The 15293-nt window shown below is 72.1% G+C and carries 12 protein-coding genes; 7 read left to right on the plus strand and 5 right to left on the minus strand.

What is annotated here, in order from left to right:
- The first annotated feature begins 16 nt into the window (after nt 1-16).
- A complete protein-coding gene (locus tag AB0B61_RS37675; protein ID WP_358442534.1) occupies nt 17-2137 on the plus strand; it encodes a PASTA domain-containing protein in 2121 nt (706 codons plus the stop codon).
- Here the strand turns inward: AB0B61_RS37675 and AB0B61_RS37680 are convergent.
- Nucleotides 2127-3362: a Gfo/Idh/MocA family oxidoreductase gene (locus AB0B61_RS37680; protein WP_358442537.1), complete on the minus strand. Its 1236-nt coding sequence runs from the start codon at nt 3360-3362 to the stop codon at nt 2127-2129. The genes AB0B61_RS37675 and AB0B61_RS37680 overlap by 11 nt on opposite strands.
- Before the next feature lie 100 nt (nt 3363-3462).
- Between AB0B61_RS37680 and AB0B61_RS37685 the strand changes: the two genes are divergently transcribed.
- A complete protein-coding gene (locus tag AB0B61_RS37685; protein WP_358442539.1) occupies nt 3463-4620 on the plus strand; it encodes an ROK family transcriptional regulator in 1158 nt (385 codons plus the stop codon).
- A gap of 74 nt (nt 4621-4694) precedes the next feature.
- Nucleotides 4695-5396, plus strand: coding sequence for a hypothetical protein (locus tag AB0B61_RS37690; RefSeq protein WP_358442542.1), 702 nt, complete (start codon nt 4695-4697; stop codon nt 5394-5396).
- Here the strand turns inward: AB0B61_RS37690 and AB0B61_RS37695 are convergent.
- Nucleotides 5393-5920, minus strand: a complete 528-nt coding sequence (locus tag AB0B61_RS37695) for a TetR family transcriptional regulator (protein ID WP_358442545.1) — start codon at nt 5918-5920, stop codon at nt 5393-5395. The two genes, AB0B61_RS37690 and AB0B61_RS37695, sit on opposite strands and share 4 nt — an antisense overlap.
- Before the next feature lie 96 nt (nt 5921-6016).
- On the opposite strand from AB0B61_RS37695, the gene AB0B61_RS37700 reads away from it, so the two are divergent.
- Nucleotides 6017-8230, plus strand: a complete 2214-nt coding sequence (locus AB0B61_RS37700; protein WP_358442548.1) for an MMPL family transporter — start codon at nt 6017-6019, stop codon at nt 8228-8230.
- A 38-nt stretch (nt 8231-8268) separates the two neighbouring features.
- Here AB0B61_RS37700 and AB0B61_RS37705 read toward each other — a convergent pair whose 3' ends face one another.
- From AB0B61_RS37705 to AB0B61_RS37715, 3 genes are read right to left on the minus strand one after another with little or no spacing between them, the layout of a single operon-like run.
- Complete coding sequence (locus AB0B61_RS37705) at nt 8269-8643, minus strand: VOC family protein (protein ID WP_358442551.1); 375 nt, start codon at nt 8641-8643, stop codon at nt 8269-8271.
- Nucleotides 8640-9152, minus strand: a complete 513-nt coding sequence (locus tag AB0B61_RS37710) for a cupin domain-containing protein (RefSeq protein ID WP_358442553.1) — start codon at nt 9150-9152, stop codon at nt 8640-8642. Before AB0B61_RS37710 ends, AB0B61_RS37705 begins: the two co-directional genes overlap by 4 nt.
- A gap of 36 nt (nt 9153-9188) precedes the next feature.
- Entirely contained in the window at nt 9189-10277 is a 1089-nt protein-coding gene (locus tag AB0B61_RS37715) for an alcohol dehydrogenase catalytic domain-containing protein (RefSeq protein ID WP_358442556.1), read from the minus strand.
- A gap of 147 nt (nt 10278-10424) precedes the next feature.
- On the opposite strand from AB0B61_RS37715, the gene AB0B61_RS37720 reads away from it, so the two are divergent.
- The 3 genes from AB0B61_RS37720 to AB0B61_RS37730 are packed head-to-tail and all read left to right on the plus strand — an operon-like array spanning nt 10425 to nt 15224.
- Complete coding sequence (locus AB0B61_RS37720; RefSeq protein ID WP_358442558.1) at nt 10425-11669, plus strand: ABC transporter substrate-binding protein; 1245 nt, start codon at nt 10425-10427, stop codon at nt 11667-11669.
- Nucleotides 11666-14422 (plus strand): ATP-binding cassette domain-containing protein, encoded by a 2757-nt coding sequence (locus tag AB0B61_RS37725; protein WP_358442561.1) that lies wholly within the window; start codon nt 11666-11668, stop codon nt 14420-14422. The genes AB0B61_RS37720 and AB0B61_RS37725 overlap by 4 nt, the downstream gene beginning before the upstream one ends.
- Before the next feature lie 25 nt (nt 14423-14447).
- Nucleotides 14448-15224 carry an ATP-binding cassette domain-containing protein gene (locus tag AB0B61_RS37730; RefSeq protein ID WP_358442564.1) on the plus strand — a complete coding sequence of 259 codons (777 nt, stop codon included), beginning with the start codon at nt 14448-14450 and terminating at the stop codon, nt 15222-15224.
- Nucleotides 15225-15293: the final 69 nt, after the last annotated feature.

The following is a 15293-nucleotide window of genomic DNA, read 5'->3' on the forward strand; positions in this document are numbered from 1 at the left end:
GAGGGGAGGCAACCCCGTGCCAACGGCACAGCCACTCAGAACGGGGGATCCGCGGCGGCTCGGCGCCTACGAGCTGTCCGGGCGTCTGGGCGAGGGCGGCCAGGGCGTGGTGTACCTCGGGACGAGGGCCGAGGACGTCTACGCGGTCAAGCTGCTGCACGGGCCCGTGGGGGACGAGAAGGTGGCGTTCCTGCGGGAGGTGGAGCTGGCCAAGCACGTGGCGCGGTTCTGCACGGCCCAGGTGATGGACGCCGGGTTCGACGACGGCCGGCCGTACATCGTGAGCGAGTACGTGGACGGGCCGTCGCTGCAGCGCGAGGTGGCGCTCACCGGGCCGCGCCGTGGCGCGGCGCTCGAACGGCTCGCCGTGAGCACGGTCACCGCGCTGGCGGCGATCCACCGGGCGGGCATCGTGCACCGCGACTTCAAGCCCCAGAACGTGCTGCTCGGCTCGGACGGGCCACGGGTGATCGACTTCGGGCTGGCCAGGGCGTTGGACGCGGCGGCCACGGTGAGCGGGCGGGGGGTGGGCACGCCCGCGTACATGGCGCCTGAGCAGATCACCGCGTCGGCGCTCACGGGAGCGGCGGACGTGTTCTCGTGGGCCGCCACGATGTGCTTCGCGGCGAACGCGTCGGCCCCGTTCGGGCAGGACTCGGTGGCGCCGGTGCTGCACCGCATCCTGACCGCGCCGCCGGAGCTCGGGCGGCTGGACGGGTCGTTGCGGGAGCTGGTGGTGGCGTGCCTGGACAAGGACGCCAGGAACCGGCCGACCAGCCGGGAACTGCTGCTGGCGCTGCTGGGCGACGCCGGCTCCGCGCCGCCGGAGGTGCTGCGCTCGCCGCCGTCGCACATCCTGCGGGTGACGCCCGCCCCGTCGGTGCCGCATGGAGGGCCGGACCGGCTGCCGCCGCCCTACCCGATGGCCGCGCCGGAGCCGACGGGGGCGGCCGGTGGCTACCGGTGGCCGGGTTCCTCACCGGAGGGTGTCGCGTCCTGGTCGCCGACGGTCCCGCGGCAGGGCGCCGGGGAGCCGGACGCCCAGCCGAACGCTGCCGGGGAACCTGACGTCCGGCCGCACGGCGTCGCGGAGTCGGACGTCCGGCGGAATGGTGCCGGGGTGGCCGGTCCGTCCCACGACGGCGCCATCTCTCCCGGCGACGGCGCCGTCTCTTCCGGTGGCGGTCCTGTGGGGCTGTCGGGCGAGCGAGGGAAGAGCACTCGTCAGGCGGTGGGACGGGCGGCGCTCGCGGTCACCGCCGCGCTCCTCGTGAGCGGCGCCGTGCTGGTCAGCGTGCTGGTGCCGACGTTCAGGGACGAGAAGGAGGCGCGTCCGCAGGCGGCGGCCGTCCGGCCGTCGGTCGTGACGACCCAGCCGCCCGCGACCACGTCCCCGCCCGATCGGGCCGGGACCAAGCGGGGAGAGCAGCCGGGGCAGAGCCATGTGCCTTCCACCCAGGGACCGTCCGTCGGACTCGCCGGGGTACGGGTGCCGGTGGTGGCCGGGATGGGGCGGTCGGCGGCGGTCGCGGCGATCAAGCGGGCCGGGTTCGTGGTGGGGGAGGTCACGGAGGTCGACTCGCGGCGGAAGATCGGCCAGGTGCTGGGCAGCAGTCCCAGCGGTGGGACCACGGTGGCGCGGGGGAGCACGGTCTCGCTTCAGGTGTCGGCGGGGCTGGCGGTGCCGGCGGTCGTCGGGGTGGAGCTCAAGCAGGCTGAGGCGGCCCTGGCCAAGGCCGGGTTGGTGGTCGGCGCGACGAAGAGCACCTGCTCGGACAAGCCGGAGGGGCAGGTGCTGTCCAGCGAGCCGGGGGCGGGGAGCCGGGTTTCGGGCGGTGCGACGGTGACGCTGGTCGTCGCCCGTAACGGGGCTACGGTGCCGTCCGTCGTCGGGCAGCCCAAGGCGGCGGCTCGGGCGGCGCTGCGGGGCGCCGGGTTCGTCGTGAGCTTCAAGACCCAGGTGGTCACGGACGACGCGCAGGTGGACGTGGCGATCGCGCAGAGCGTCGCGGCCGGGAGTTGCGCCAAGGCTGGGGGCGCCGTGGTCGTGACCGTCGGTGTCGCGGGCCAGGACGGTCCCGATCCGACCGAGCCCACGCCGACGGTCACCGTGGAGACCCCTCCGCCTACGGACTGACGGCCCCGGGTGTGACGTCCGCGATCTCGCCACGCAGGCGGGACCGCTCGGCCGCCCAGGCGATGAGATGGCTGTGCAGGCTCTCGCTCGGAGAGGAGAGGATCGGGGCGCGGTCGCGGGTGCGTACCGCCGTCAGGAACGCCTCCACCAGCGCCTCGTCACCGCCGCCGTGCCCACCGCCGGCGGTGCCGTCGCCCGTGGGGCGGGTGTCGACCGTGTCGGTGCCGCCGGTCAGGAAGTCGGTGACGGTGAGGCGGTCGCCGTCGCCCTCGATCGAGCCGCGGGTGCCGAAGATCCGGGTCTGCCGGTGCGCGGCGGGGGTGAAGGCGGTCATGGTGAACGCGACGGTGACGCCGCCCTCGAACTCCAGGTTCACCACCTGGTGGTCGACCACGTCGTTGTCGCAGGCGTACACGCACCTGCCGTACGGGCCGGTCCTGAGCGCTTCGAGGACGCCGCGCTCGGAGACGTCGTCGGTGACCACGTTCAGCGGCCACGCCTCCTTGCCCGCCAGCGGCAGGTAGATGCGCTTGGCCGAGTAGGGGCAGGTGTCCTCGACGGCGCAGTCGAGGCAGCGGTCGGCCGCGCCCTCGGGCCGGTGCTCCGGCCGGAAGTGCTGGAGGCCGCCGAATGACGACACCTTGGTGACCTGCCGGCCGGTGAGGTGTACGAGCCAGTCGAGGTCGTGGCAGGACTTGGCGAGCAGCATGAACGTCGACTCGTCGGACCTGCGCCAGTTGCCCCGTACGTACGAGTGCGCCTGGTGCCACCAGCCGACCGGCTCCAGGTGCTGGATGCTGACGATCTCGCCGATCCGACCGGCGTCGAGCAGCGCCTTCAGCGCGCGGGTATAGGGCGTGTAGCGCAGCACGTGACAGACCGCGAAGATCGCGTCGGAACGCTCGGCGGCGGCCACGATCGCCCGGCAGTCCTCCTCGGAGACGGCCATCGGCTTCTCCAGCAGGATGTCGTAGCCCAGCTCGGCGAACCGCACCGCGGGCTCGACGTGATCGGCGTCCTGCGTCGCGATGATCACGGCGTCGGCCTGCCGGGGGAGCGCCGCCAGCTCGCGCCAGTCCGCGTACGGCGTCGCGCCGGGGTGCCTGGCCCGGCGGCTCTCGAGCGGATCCGCCACCGCGACCACCCGCGCCCCGCCGGACTCGACGGCATGGCGAGCGTAGGAGGTGCCCCGAGAACCCGCGCCGACGATGGCGAGAGTCACCATGTACGCCTCCACTTATGTAACCAGTTACCGTATGTCGGCTGATGCTAGGATCCGCGGAGTCGGTCGTCAAGAGGAAAGTTATGAGAGAGGGTCACGAAAGTTGACCGAACTCCGGCCGGGAGACGCTTCGCTGTTGCGCAAGGTCAACACCCAGGCGACGCTCAGCGCCCTGCGGCGCGAGGGCGTGTCCACGCTGACCCGGCTCGGCCGGATCACCGGGCTGTCCAGGCAGACCGTCGAGGCGGTGCTCGACGAGCTGAAGGACCGTGGCTGGGTCCGGGAAGTACCGCCCGACGAGGGGGTCATGGGACGGCCCGCCCGCCGGTTCGAGTTCCGGGCGGACGCCGGCTACGTGGTGGGCGTCGACGTGGGCGGCGAGCGGATCGTCGTCTCGGTGGCCGACCTCAACGGCGAGGTCGTCGCCTGTGAGCGGGTCGCCGTCTCCGAGGAGGCCGCCGCGCCCGAGCGGCTGGCGGCGGCCCGCCGCGCCGCGCTGGCCTGCGTCGACGGCGCGGGCGTCTCGCGGGCGCGGGTGCTGGCCGTGTCGGTGGGCACATCGGGCATCGTCGATCGCTCGGGGCGGGTGTCGCTGTCGATCACGCTGCCGGGGTGGACGGGCGTGGACCTGGCGGGGGTGGCCGGGCGGTGGTTCGGCTGTACGGCGCTGGCCGCCAACGACGCGAACCTGGCGGCGCTCGCCGAGCACTGGCGGGGCAGCGCCCAGCACGCCTCCGACGTCGTCTACATCCTGGTCGGCCACCGGCCGGGCGCGGGCATCCTCATCGGCGGGCGCCTGCACCGGGGCCGGTCGGGAGCCGCGGGCGAGATCGGCACGCTGCGCCAGGTCGGCTGGGAGGACGCCGCGAAGGAGCTGGGCGCGAAGGAGCTGGGCGCGAAGGAGTTGGGCGCGAAGGAGTTGGGCGCGAAGGAGTTGGGCAAGGAGGGCGGCGCGGCGGAGGTGTTCGTGGCGGCGGGCGCGGGTGACGCGCTCGCGGCGCGCCGGGTGGACCGGTACGCCGAGAACCTGGCCATCGGCGCCGCGGCGCTCGTGCTGGCCGTGGATCCCGACCTGCTGGTGATCGGCGGCGGCTACTCGCGGGCGGGCGACGTGCTGCTCGGCCCGCTCCGCCGCCACCTGGCCGAGCTCTGCCTGAGCGCGCCCGAGGTGGTCGCCTCGACGTTCGGCGACGAGTCCGTCGCCCTGGGCGGGGTACGGCTGGCGCTCGATCACGTCGAACGCGAGGTGCTGGGCCTCTAGCCGGTGACCCGTCGCTGATCGTCGAACGAGGCATCATGAAATAGCGGGATAACAGCCGACAAAGGAGAGAACCCTTGGCAAATGGATCGCTGGCCATGCTGACCGAGTGCCTGGACCGCGTCAGTGCCGATCAGGACGTCTCCCGCACTCTTGATCCGGCGCTGCTCGAGCACGCCCGCCGCCTGTTCGCGGCCCACGATGACGGACAGCCCGACATCGCGGTTCTCTCAACGGTGGGCTGGTTCCACTGGTTCCGGTTTCTGGCGCTCGACGGGAAGAGCCCGGATGAGAAGGAAATGGCGGTCGAGGCGTTCGCCCGCTGTCAGATCTATGACGACAGCCCCTTGCCGCAGCGGATCCTTCCTCATGTGCTCGACGAGGCCATGGATCTGGCCACCGACCTTTTGCACCGGACAGCGGCCTCTGACGATCCGCTCCTCGCCGACCAGGCCGTGGACGCGTGGCGACGCATCGTGGCCGTCATGGCCGCCGACAACCCCAACCGGGCCTCGGCACTGAACAACCTCAGGGTCGCGCTGTTGATGCGGTTCGGGGACACGCTGGAACTGGCGGATCTGGAGGAGGCGGTCGCCGTCGGAAGGCAGGCGGTGCGGGCCGCGTCCGCAGACGACCCCGACCGGGCCATGTACCTGATCTACCTCAGTGACACGCTGCAGATGTGGTCCCGGCAGGCTGGGGAACCCGCGCACGCGGAGGAAGCGATCGCCGTCAGGGAGCAGGCGGGGCGGGCCGCCGAGGACGCGGCGGGCCGCTAAATGGCCAGGGCGGTGCGGACCAGCAGGTCGCGTACCGTCGCCTCGGGAAGGTCCATCGTCTGCACGACGCCCCACTGCAGGGCGCCGATCACGGCCCAGCCACGGATCCTGGCAGCGGCGTCGGGGTCAGGGCCGGCGAGCCGGGCGAAGATCTCGTCCCTGAACGGCCTGATGGCCTCGCCCCGCGAGCCCGGCAGCGCGTCGTCGGCGCCGACGATGTCCTCCATCAGCAGGCGGATCACTGTGCGGTGACGTACCACGAAGGTCGCCAGCGCCTCGACGAACGCCTGCCTGTCACCCGCGAAGTCGGTGTCCAGCAGGACGAGGACGTCGTCGCCGGCGGGTGCGGTGAGCTCGGCGGCCAGCCGGTCCTTGGGATGGAAGTGGTAGGCCACGGCCGTCTTGGTCAGGCCCACGGCGGCGGCGATGTCGGCCAGCGAGGTGGCCGCGTAGCCATGGGTCGCGAACAGCTCCCTGGCGGCGGCCAGAATCCGGGAACGCGTGTCGTCGGGTGTGTTCATCATCTCATTTCCCCGTGATCTACAGCCTTCCGGATATTTCGTGTTTAACGTAGTCCTGTACGACCGTACAGGACGGCCGTCGAGTTGGGGGATCTGGCGATGACGCGCTTTCTTGGACGACTGGGTGGCTGGTGCGCGCGGCACGGGCGGATCGTGCTGGCGTTATGGGTGATCGCGGCAGTCGGACTGATGGGCGGCAGCCTGGCGCTCGGCCGTCCGGTGAGCAGCGACGTGACGATCCCCGGCACCGACGCGCAGCGGGCGCACGACCTGATGCTCACGGGCTTCGGCCCCGGCCTCGCGCCGGGCGGGACCGTGCAGCTCGTCCTCTATTCGGACAAGGGCACGCTCATCGACCAGCCCAGGAAGCGGGCCGTGGAGCAGGCCGCGGACCGCATTCGTACGATGCCGCACGTGGTGGCGGTCGATACGCCGGGCCGGAGCGGCGGCCTCACCCCGAACCTGCGCATCGGCCTCATCACCGTGCGCATGGAGGGGCACGACAACACCAAGCTCGCCGAGACCACGCAGGCGCTGTCCAAGGCCGCGGACCCGGCTCGGGCCGCCGGGCTGGAGGTCGTGCCCGCGGACGCCTCGACCCCGGCCGACAAGGAGATCAAGACCGGGCCCAGCGAGATCATCGGCGTGGTGTGCGCGCTGCTGGTGCTGGTGTTCGCGTTCGGGACGCTGACGGCGGCGCTGGTGCCGATCTTCACCGCGCTGGTCAGCGTCACGGCGGGACTGGGCGTGATCGGCCTGCTCGGGTACGTCGTGGACGTGCCGAAGCAGGCGGGCATCATGGCCACGATGATCGGGCTGGGCGTGGGCATCGACTACGCGCTGTTCCTGCTGTCGCGCCATCGCCGGCTGCTGGAGACCGGTGTGGGCGTGGCGGAGTCGGTCCGGCGTACCGTGGCGAGCTCGGGCGGCGCGGTCGTGTTCGCGGGCGGCACGGTGATCATCGCGCTGAGCGCGCTGATGTTCGGCGGCTTCCCGCTGCTCAGCACGCTCGGGTGGATCACCGGTGTCTCCGTGGTGAGCGCCGTGCTCACCTCCGTCACGCTGGTGCCCGCCCTGCTGGGACTGCTCGGGCACCGCGTCAACTCGCTGCGGATCCCGTTCCTCGGCAGGAAGCGGCCCGAGGGGTCCGGGTGGGCCGGTCTGGGCTCGTGGGTGGCGCGGCGGCCGTGGCGGGCGCTGCTGTCGAGCGTGCTCGTGCTGGGCGCCCTCGCCGCGCCCGCCCTGGCGCTCAAGCTCGGGCCCCTCGACGCGGGGTACGGCGCGCAGGGGTCGGACTCGCGGCGCGCGTATGAGCTCATGGCCACCGGGTTCGGCCCTGGCGGCAACGGCCCGCTGATCGTCATCGCCACGCTGCCCGGCAAGGTCGCGCAGGCCACCGATCCCGTCGTGGACCGGATCTCGCGGGAGATCGACGCGGTGGACGGCATCGCGCACGTCGCCCCGGCCAAGGTGAACACCTCGGGCCGCTCGGTGATGATTCAGGCCATCCCCGACTACTCTCCGAGCGACACCCGATCCGCCCAGGTGGTGCGGGACGTCCGGGCCATCTCCGTGCCCGGCGTCGAGCTGCACGTGGGTGGGAAGGTGGCCGCCATGGTGGACGCGGGCGACCTCATGGCCGAGCGGACGCCGCTGGTCATCGGGGTGGTCGTGCTGTTCAGCGCGCTGTTGCTGCTGCTGGCCTTCCGCGCTCCGGTGGTCGCGATCAAGGCGGCGCTGATGAACCTCGTCTCCCTGGGGGCCGCCTTCGGCGCGCTGGCGCTGGTCTTCTCCTTCGGCCTGGGGAGCGGGCTGGTCGGCATGGACGCGCCGTCCAACGCCTCGTACCTCCAGACGATCTTCTTCAGTGTGCCGATCGAGAGCTATGTGCCGCTGATGCTGTTCGCGGTGCTGTTCGGGCTCTCGATGGACTATGAGGTCTTTCTGCTGACGTCTGTACGGCAGGCGTACCTCAAGCATGGTGACAACAGCCGCGCGGTCGCCGAGGGGCTGGGTGCGACGGGACGGGTGATCACCTCGGCGGCGCTCATCATGGTGGCGGTGTTCGTCGCGTTCATCGCCTATCCGGATCCGATGGTCAAGACGTTCGGCGTGGGGCTGGCCGTGGCCGTCGCGGTGGACGCCACGATCATCCGTGGCTTCCTCGTCCCGGCCACCATGGTGCTGCTCGGCCGCCTGAACTGGTGGTGCCCCCGCTGGCTGGACCGCCTCCTGCCGAACCTGTCGGTCGAGGGGCATGAGGAGGAGGCTGCCGCCGAGGCGCCGGCCAAGGATCTCGTCACCGCTGGTTAGAGCGTTCGTGGTGGCTGGGGTCCTTTTGGGGGAGAGGGCTAGCGGATCCACAGGCAGAACGGGTGGCCGGCGGGGTCGAGGAAGACGCGGACGTCCTCCTGTGGCTGGTAGTCGGCCAAGGTCGCGCCTGACGCCACCGCGTGGGCGCCGGCCTCGTCCAGGTCGTCCACCTCGAGGTCGAGGTGCATCATCATCTGCTGGTCGCCGGGTCCGGCCGGCCAGACGGGTGGCACGTGCGCCTCGTCGGTGCTGAACGACAGCCCGGCGCCGCCACCGTGCGGAGGGCGGAGGGTCACCCAGCCGGGTTCGTCCTCTCCGATGCGCCAGCCGAGGAGGCGCTGGTAGAAGATCGCCAGGGCCTTGGCGTCCCTGGACTCCAGCACGGTGGCCGAGAGGGTGAAATGCGGCGTCACGGGACCATGTACTGGTCGTGGCGCAGGTACAGGTCCGTCCACTCCTCGTCGGTCAGCTGCCTGCCGGTGCTGACGATGTCGGCCAGCTCCTCGAAGTACGCCTCGCGCGGCGCCCCCGGCGTGAACAGGATCAGCATCGAGACGGGCGCGCCGGACTCGTTGCGGAACCCGTGCACGCCGCCCTCCGGAACGTGCAGGAAGTCCCCGGCGTTGCCCTCCGCCCATTCCTTGCCGTTGTAGAGCTTGACGGTGCCGGACAGGACGTAGAACGACTCGGTGATCGTCCGGTGGAAGTGCGCTGCGGCGCCGCCGGGGCGCGGGCCCATCTCCCAGCGGTACAGGCCGAAGGCGCCGTTGGTCGACGCGCCGGTGCCCAGGTAGTGGACGTCGGTGCCCCGGGGGTCGGCACCGGGGGCGTACATGCGGAGGTCGGGTGGCGTGTCGGCCGGGCGCAGAACGCCGCTGGCCTCACCGGTGTCGGCCAGGTATCGCGCGTCAGGGTATGACATGTCGTGACTCCTCGCTGTTCCTTATGGAATGCGAGGTTAGAAGACGACCACCGTTCTGGCCACCGCGCCCCGCCGTACCTGCTCGACGGCCTCGTTGATCTGCTCCAACGCCACCCGTTCCGTGATCAGCCCATGCAGGTCGAGCCGGCCGCGCAGGAACTGACCGGCCAGCATCGGCAGGTCCCGGTGCGGGGCGGCGTCGCCGCCCTGGGTGCCCATCAGGCGGCGTGAGGAGAACAGCAGAGCCGGGTCGATCTCGACGGGCTGACCGGCGGGCGGGCTGCCGACCATGACCGTGGTGCCGCCCGGCGCGGTCGCCGCGAACGCGCTCGCCAGCACGCCGGGGACGCCGGTGACGTCGAAGGCGTACTCGACGCCGCCCCTGACCAGCTCGCCGACCTGGGCGGGGAGGTCGCCGGGCACCAGGGTGTGGGTGGCGCCGAACCGCTCGGCCAGCTTGAGCTTCTGGTCGGCCACGTCGGCGGCGATGATCGTGGTCGCGCCCGCCAGCACCGCGCCCTGGATGACGTTGAGCCCGACGCCGCCGCAACCCACCACGAGGACGCTGGAGCCGGGCGCGACCTGGGCGACGTTCATGACGGCGCCGACGCCCGTGACCACGCCGCAGGCCAGCAGGCACATGGCGTCGAACGGCGCGTCCTTGGGGATCTTCACGCAGGTGGCCTCGCGGACCACGGCGTACTCGGCGAACGAGCCGATGCCGATGAACCGCCGGGTCTCCTGGCCGTCGAGCGTGATCCGCGGCTCGCCACCCATGATCGCGGTCATCCTGGCCGGGCCGGAGCACAGGGGGAAGCGGCCGGCGCCGCAGTTGCGGCACTTGCCGCAGGGCCCGCTCATGGAAATGATCACATGGTCGCCCGGCTTGACGGCGGTCACGCCGGTGCCGACGCTCTCGACGACGCCGGCGCTCTCGTGGCCGAGGACGAACGGGAGCTTGTGGACGACCGGGCTCTTGCCGTCGATGGCCTTGAGGTCGGAGCCGCAGACGCCGGAGGCCTTGATCTGTACGCGTACCTCTCCGGGGCCGGGATCGGCGATCTCCACCTCGCGGATCTCCATGGGCTGGTGGAAATCGGTCAGTACGGCCGCGCGCATCAGCATGGGGCTCACGCTAGCCGGGCCGTTGATTGTGAGCAAGCGATTGCTCGGCACCGTTGACACCCCTCGCGGGCAAATTTACGCTGACCAAAAACCAAGCGAGCGCTAGGCCAAAGCGGCTGCGCGCCTTGCCGTACAAAGGTGAGAACGATGGTGCGACGACATCAACGGCGGGCCGCGGCGGTGATGCTGGCGGTAGCGCTGCTGGCAGGGTGCGCGGCCCAGCAGAAGAGCGCCGCCGGTGGCACGGCGGGCGTGACCGACACGAGCGTGAAGGTCGGCGGGGTGCTCACGAAGACCAGCGCCAGCGGCTACTCCACCAAGGACGCCGAGATCGGGGCGAAGGCCAGGTTCGAGCGGGCCAACGCCGAAGGCGGCGTCAACGGACGCAAGATCGAGTTCGTCGGCGCGGAGGACGACGGGCAGGACGCGGCCAAGGGCGACGCCGCGGCCAAGAAGCTCGTGCAGAAGGACCAGGTGTTCGCGCTGGTGCCGGTGCACGCGCCCAACTTCGGCGGGGCCGCCTTCCTGGAGCAGCAGGGCGTGCCGTGGTTCGGCTGGGCGACCGGGCCGCAGTGGTGCGGCACGAAGACCGGGTTCGGCTACAGCGGCTGCCTGGCGCCCAAGAAGGGCGCGGGCTCGCAGACCTGGTGGGGCAGCCAGATGGCCGACCTGCTCGGCGGCGCGAGCGGCAAGACCGTGTACGTGCAGACCACCGACTCCAGCGGCAGCAAGTACGGCGGCACCACGATCTCGCAGTCGTTCCAGGCGGCGGGGTTCAAGCTGGTCGGGCTCAACTCCGGCCTGCCCGCCGCGGCGCCGCCGCCCGACTGGCTGCCGTACGTCAACAAGATCATGACGTCCAACGGCGGCAAGGCGCCCGACGTCCTGGTGTCGATCATCGCCGGCACCAAGTTCAACGTGGGCCTCTACTCGGCGCTGAAACGGGCCGGCTACAAGGGCGTGCTGACCGACGCCACCAGCTACGACCCGGCCATCCTGAAGGACCCGGCCAGCGCGCAGGCGCTGGAGGGCGTGGTGGCCGCGCCGATGTTCGAGCCGTTCGAGTCGACCGCGCCGGAGATCGCCGCGTTCAAGGCCGACGTCGAGAAGGTGTCGCCCGGCGCCACGCTGACCCAGCACATGGCCATCGGCTACTGGGCGGCCGACATCTTCCTCGACATGCTGAAGAAGACCGGCAAGGACCTGACCAGGGAGAAGTTCCTGGCCACGGGCAACGGCTCGTACACCTACGAGAACGCCGGCTTCGGCCGGGTCCAGTACCCCAAGGACCACAGTGAGCCGAACGGCTGTGGCGCCCTGGTCAGGCTGGAGGGCGGCGCCTTCCAGGTGGCCAAGAGCATGAAGTGCTTCGACAACGTGCCGCTCAAATGATCCTTGGCTACCTGCTCAGCGGCCTGGTCACCGGGGCGATCTTCGCCGTCATGGGGTCCGGCCTGACGCTGTCGTACGCGGCGACCGGGGTGTTCAACTTCGCCCACGGCGCCGTCGGGTTCCTGACCGCGCTGGTGTTCTACCAGCTCAACCTGGCCGCCGGGCTGCCCGCGTGGCTGGCGGCGCTGCTGGCCGCCGGGGTGTTCGCGCCCGCGCTGGGCTACCTGCTGCACCTGGCCATGTTCAGGGGGCTGGCCCAGGCGGGGGAGACCGCGCAGATCGTCGGCACGATCGGCCTGACGATCGCGCTGCCCGCGCTCGGCCTGTTCGTCGTGGACCTGCTGGGGCTGCCGAGCGCCGACGGCACGACGCTGCCGCGCGGCCTCGGGCCGCATCCGGCGCTCGGCGTCGAGGTGCTCGGCGCGCGGCTCGACACCGACCAGCTCATCACGTTCTGCTTCTCGGCCGTGGCCGCGCTCGGGCTGTGGGCGTTCATGCGGCACACGCCGTACGGGCTGCGCATGCGGGCCTCCGTCGACCGGCGGCGGCTGGCCACGCTGCGTGGCATCGACGTGGACGCCACCTCGGCCCTGGCCTGGATGCTCGGGTCGGCACTGGCGGGGCTCGCCGGGGTGCTGGCCGTACCGATGCTCGGGCTGGACGCCACCGCCTACACCGTGCTGCTGTTCGCCTCGGCGACGGCCGCGGTGTTCGGGCGGCTGCGGTCGATCCCGTGGACGTTCGCCGCCGGGCTGGCACTCGGCGTGGTGCAGAACCTGGTCGCCGGATACACCGACTTCCTCCAGGAGATCACCGGGCTGCGGACGGCGGTGCCGGTCATCCTGCTGTTCGCCGGGCTGGTGCTGCTGAACAGGTCGCGCGAACGGGTGGCCGGGAGCGCTGCTGAGGACGCGCCGCCGCCCGACCACCTGGCGGGCGTGCCGTTGTGGCGACGGCGGCTGCCGTGGGTGATCGGGTTGGTGGCGCTGCTCGGCTTCACCTTCGCCGGTTCCGAGTACTACGTGGGCCTGGCCGCCCAGGGCCTCGTGCTGGCATTGATCTTCTGCTCGTTCGTGGTGGTGACCGGGATCGGCGGCATGGTGAACCTGGCCCAGGCCGCCTTCGCCTCCATGGCGGCGCTGACCTGCGGGTGGGCGTTCTCGGCCGGGTGGCCGCTGATCGTGGCGATCGTGGTCGGGGTGCTGGCGGCCAGCGCGGTGGGCATGCTGGTGGCGCTGCCCGCGCTCCGGCTGGGCGGGCGGGTCCTCACGCTGGCCACGCTGGCGCTGGCCCTGCTGGCCGACCAGGTGCTGTTCCAGGTGGACGCGTTCAGCAACGGGACGATCGGCTGGGCACTCCCGGCGCTCGGCTTCGGGTTCGCCGACACCTCCGATCCACGGGTGCGGGTGGTGCTGCTGCTCGCGCTGATCGGGCTGGTCGGGGTGCTGGTGCGCAACCTGGAAAGATCGGCGTCCGGGCGGGCGATCCTGGCGGTCCGCTCGGCTCCCGCCGCGGCGACCACCTCGGGGCTGTCGGGGCCGCGGGCCAAGATCGTGCTGTTCGCGCTGGCCTCGGCCATCGCGGGGCTGGGCGGGGTGCTGTTCGCCGTGTCCAAGGGGTCCATCACCGCCACCGATCTGCCAGCCTTCTCCGGGTTCGTCTGGCTGGCCGTGGTGGTGTTGCAGGGGGTACGGCGGATCGGCGGGGCCGTGCTGGGCGGGCTGGTGGCCGTGGCTGTGCCCGAGCTGCTGGCCACGTGGGGGGTGTCGGCGCAGGTGGGGGCCATTCTGTTCGGGGCCGGGGGGATGATCCTGGCCAAGCATCCGGACGGGGTGCTGGCCCAGCTCGCCGAGTCCCGTCACCGGCGGCGTCAGGGACGAGCGCGGTCCGCCGTCCCGACACAACCCGTGGCCGCCGCCACCCCGGTACGGGCCACCTCCGCCGTGCCCGTCACCCAGAGCATGCCCGTCACCCCAAGCGTGCCCATCACTCCGAGCGCGTCCGTCACCACGAGTGTGCCCGCCACCTCCGCCGTGCCCGTCGCCCCGAGCGCGTCCGGTGCGCCCGTCGCGGAGGTGTTGTTCCGGCTCGATGGGGTGGTGGCGGGGTACGCCGACTGTACGGTCCTGCGGGGCGTGGATCTCGACGTGCGGCCCGGCGAGGTGGTGGCGCTGCTGGGCGCCATCGGCGCGGGCAAGTCGACCACCTGCGCCGTCGCGGCCGGCGACCGGCCGGTGTCCGCCGGACGGGTGCTGCTCGACGGCATCGACATCACCGCCTGGCCGGCCCACCGCCGGGCCCGGGCGGGTGTGCTGCTGGCTCCCGAGGGGCGCGGGGTGTTCCCGGGTCTCACGGTGGAGGAGAACCTGCGTACCTGGCTGGCCGAGCCCGACGCCGTCTACGAGCGGATGCCGCAGCTCGCGGCCCGTCGTACGGTGCTCGCCGGCGCGCTGTCCGGCGGCGAGCAGCAGCTGCTCACCCTCGCCCCCGCGCTGGCCCGGCCGCCCAGGGTGCTGATCGCCGACGAGCCGTCGCTGGGTCTGGCGCCGCTGATCGTGCGGCAGGTGTTCGAGGTGTTCGCCGAGCTGCGTGCGCGCGGGGTGGCGCTGCTGCTGGTCGAGGAGAAGGCCACCGAGGCGCTGGCGATCGCCGACCGGGTCGCCTTCATGCGGCTCGGCCGCGTCGTGTGGGCCGGGCCGCGCGCCGAGGTGGACAGCGACCGCCTGACCGCCGCCTACCTGGGAGTGACGTGATGTCCGTTTACTTGGGGGTGACGTGATGTCCGTCGTGCGGGACGCCGAGCGTGCCGACGTGATGCTGGCCGTGCGGGACGTGTCCGTGGCGTTCGGCGGGGTCACGGCGCTGGACGCGGTGTCGTTCGAGGTGCCCGAGGGGCAGGTCTGCGGGGTGATCGGGCCGAACGGGGCGGGCAAGACGACATTGTTCGACGTGGTGTCGGGCCTGCGCTGGCCGAGCGGCGGCCGGGTACGCGTGGCGGGCGATGACGTGACCGTGATGCCGCCGGTCAGGCGGGCTCGCGCGGGCGTTCGCCGTACCTTCCAGCGGACGCAGGTCTTCGGGCGGCTCACCGTGGCCGACAACGTGCTGGCGGCGCTCGACTGGCACGGCGGCGGGGGCGGCCTGATGGCCGACCTGACCGGCCTGCCCGCGCGACGGCGGCTCGAACGCGAGCGGCGGGCGCGCGTGGCCGAGGTGCTGGAGCTGTGCGGGCTGGCCGCGCTGCGCGACGCCTACGCCGCCGCGCTGCCCGTCGGCCAGCGCAGGCTGGTCGAGCTGGCCCGCGCCATCGCCGACCGGCCGCGCCTGCTGCTGCTCGACGAGCCGACCTCGGGCCTGGACGCGGACCAGACGGTACGGCTGCGCGCGGTCGTCGCCGCGCTGGACACCACGGTGCTGCTGGTCGAGCACGACATGGGCTTCGTCATGGACACCTGTGACCGGCTCGTCGTCCTGGACCTCGGCCGGGTCATCGCCACCGGCACCCCGGCGGAAGTCCGTGACGACCCCGTGGTGCGGGCCGCCTACCTCGGCTGAAGGGAATCTGTCCGCCGGGAATATTGACAGTTAAACCGTTCAGGTCTGTCGTTCGCCTAGGAAGAAAGG

This window comes from Nonomuraea sp. NPDC049158 (assembly GCF_040648335.1).
In the GTDB taxonomy this organism is placed as follows: Bacteria; Actinomycetota; Actinomycetes; order Streptosporangiales; family Streptosporangiaceae; genus Nonomuraea.

Bases quoted from the DNA above. Each gene is read 5' to 3' on its own strand.
- AB0B61_RS37680 (WP_358442537.1), bottom strand. From the start codon at position 3,362: ATGGTGACTCTCGCCATCGTCGGCGCGGGTTCTCGGGGCACCTCCTAC.
- AB0B61_RS37695 (WP_358442545.1), bottom strand. From the start codon at position 5,920: ATGATGAACACACCCGACGACACGCGTTCCCGGATTCTGGCCGCCGCC.
- AB0B61_RS37700 (WP_358442548.1), top strand. From the start codon at position 6,017: ATGACGCGCTTTCTTGGACGACTGGGTGGCTGGTGCGCGCGGCACGGG.
- AB0B61_RS37710 (WP_358442553.1), bottom strand. From the start codon at position 9,152: ATGTCATACCCTGACGCGCGATACCTGGCCGACACCGGTGAGGCCAGC.
- AB0B61_RS37715 (WP_358442556.1), bottom strand. From the start codon at position 10,277: ATGCTGATGCGCGCGGCCGTACTGACCGATTTCCACCAGCCCATGGAG.
- AB0B61_RS37720 (WP_358442558.1), top strand. From the start codon at position 10,425: ATGGTGCGACGACATCAACGGCGGGCCGCGGCGGTGATGCTGGCGGTA.
- AB0B61_RS37725 (WP_358442561.1), top strand. From the start codon at position 11,666: ATGATCCTTGGCTACCTGCTCAGCGGCCTGGTCACCGGGGCGATCTTC.
- AB0B61_RS37730 (WP_358442564.1), top strand. From the start codon at position 14,448: ATGTCCGTCGTGCGGGACGCCGAGCGTGCCGACGTGATGCTGGCCGTG.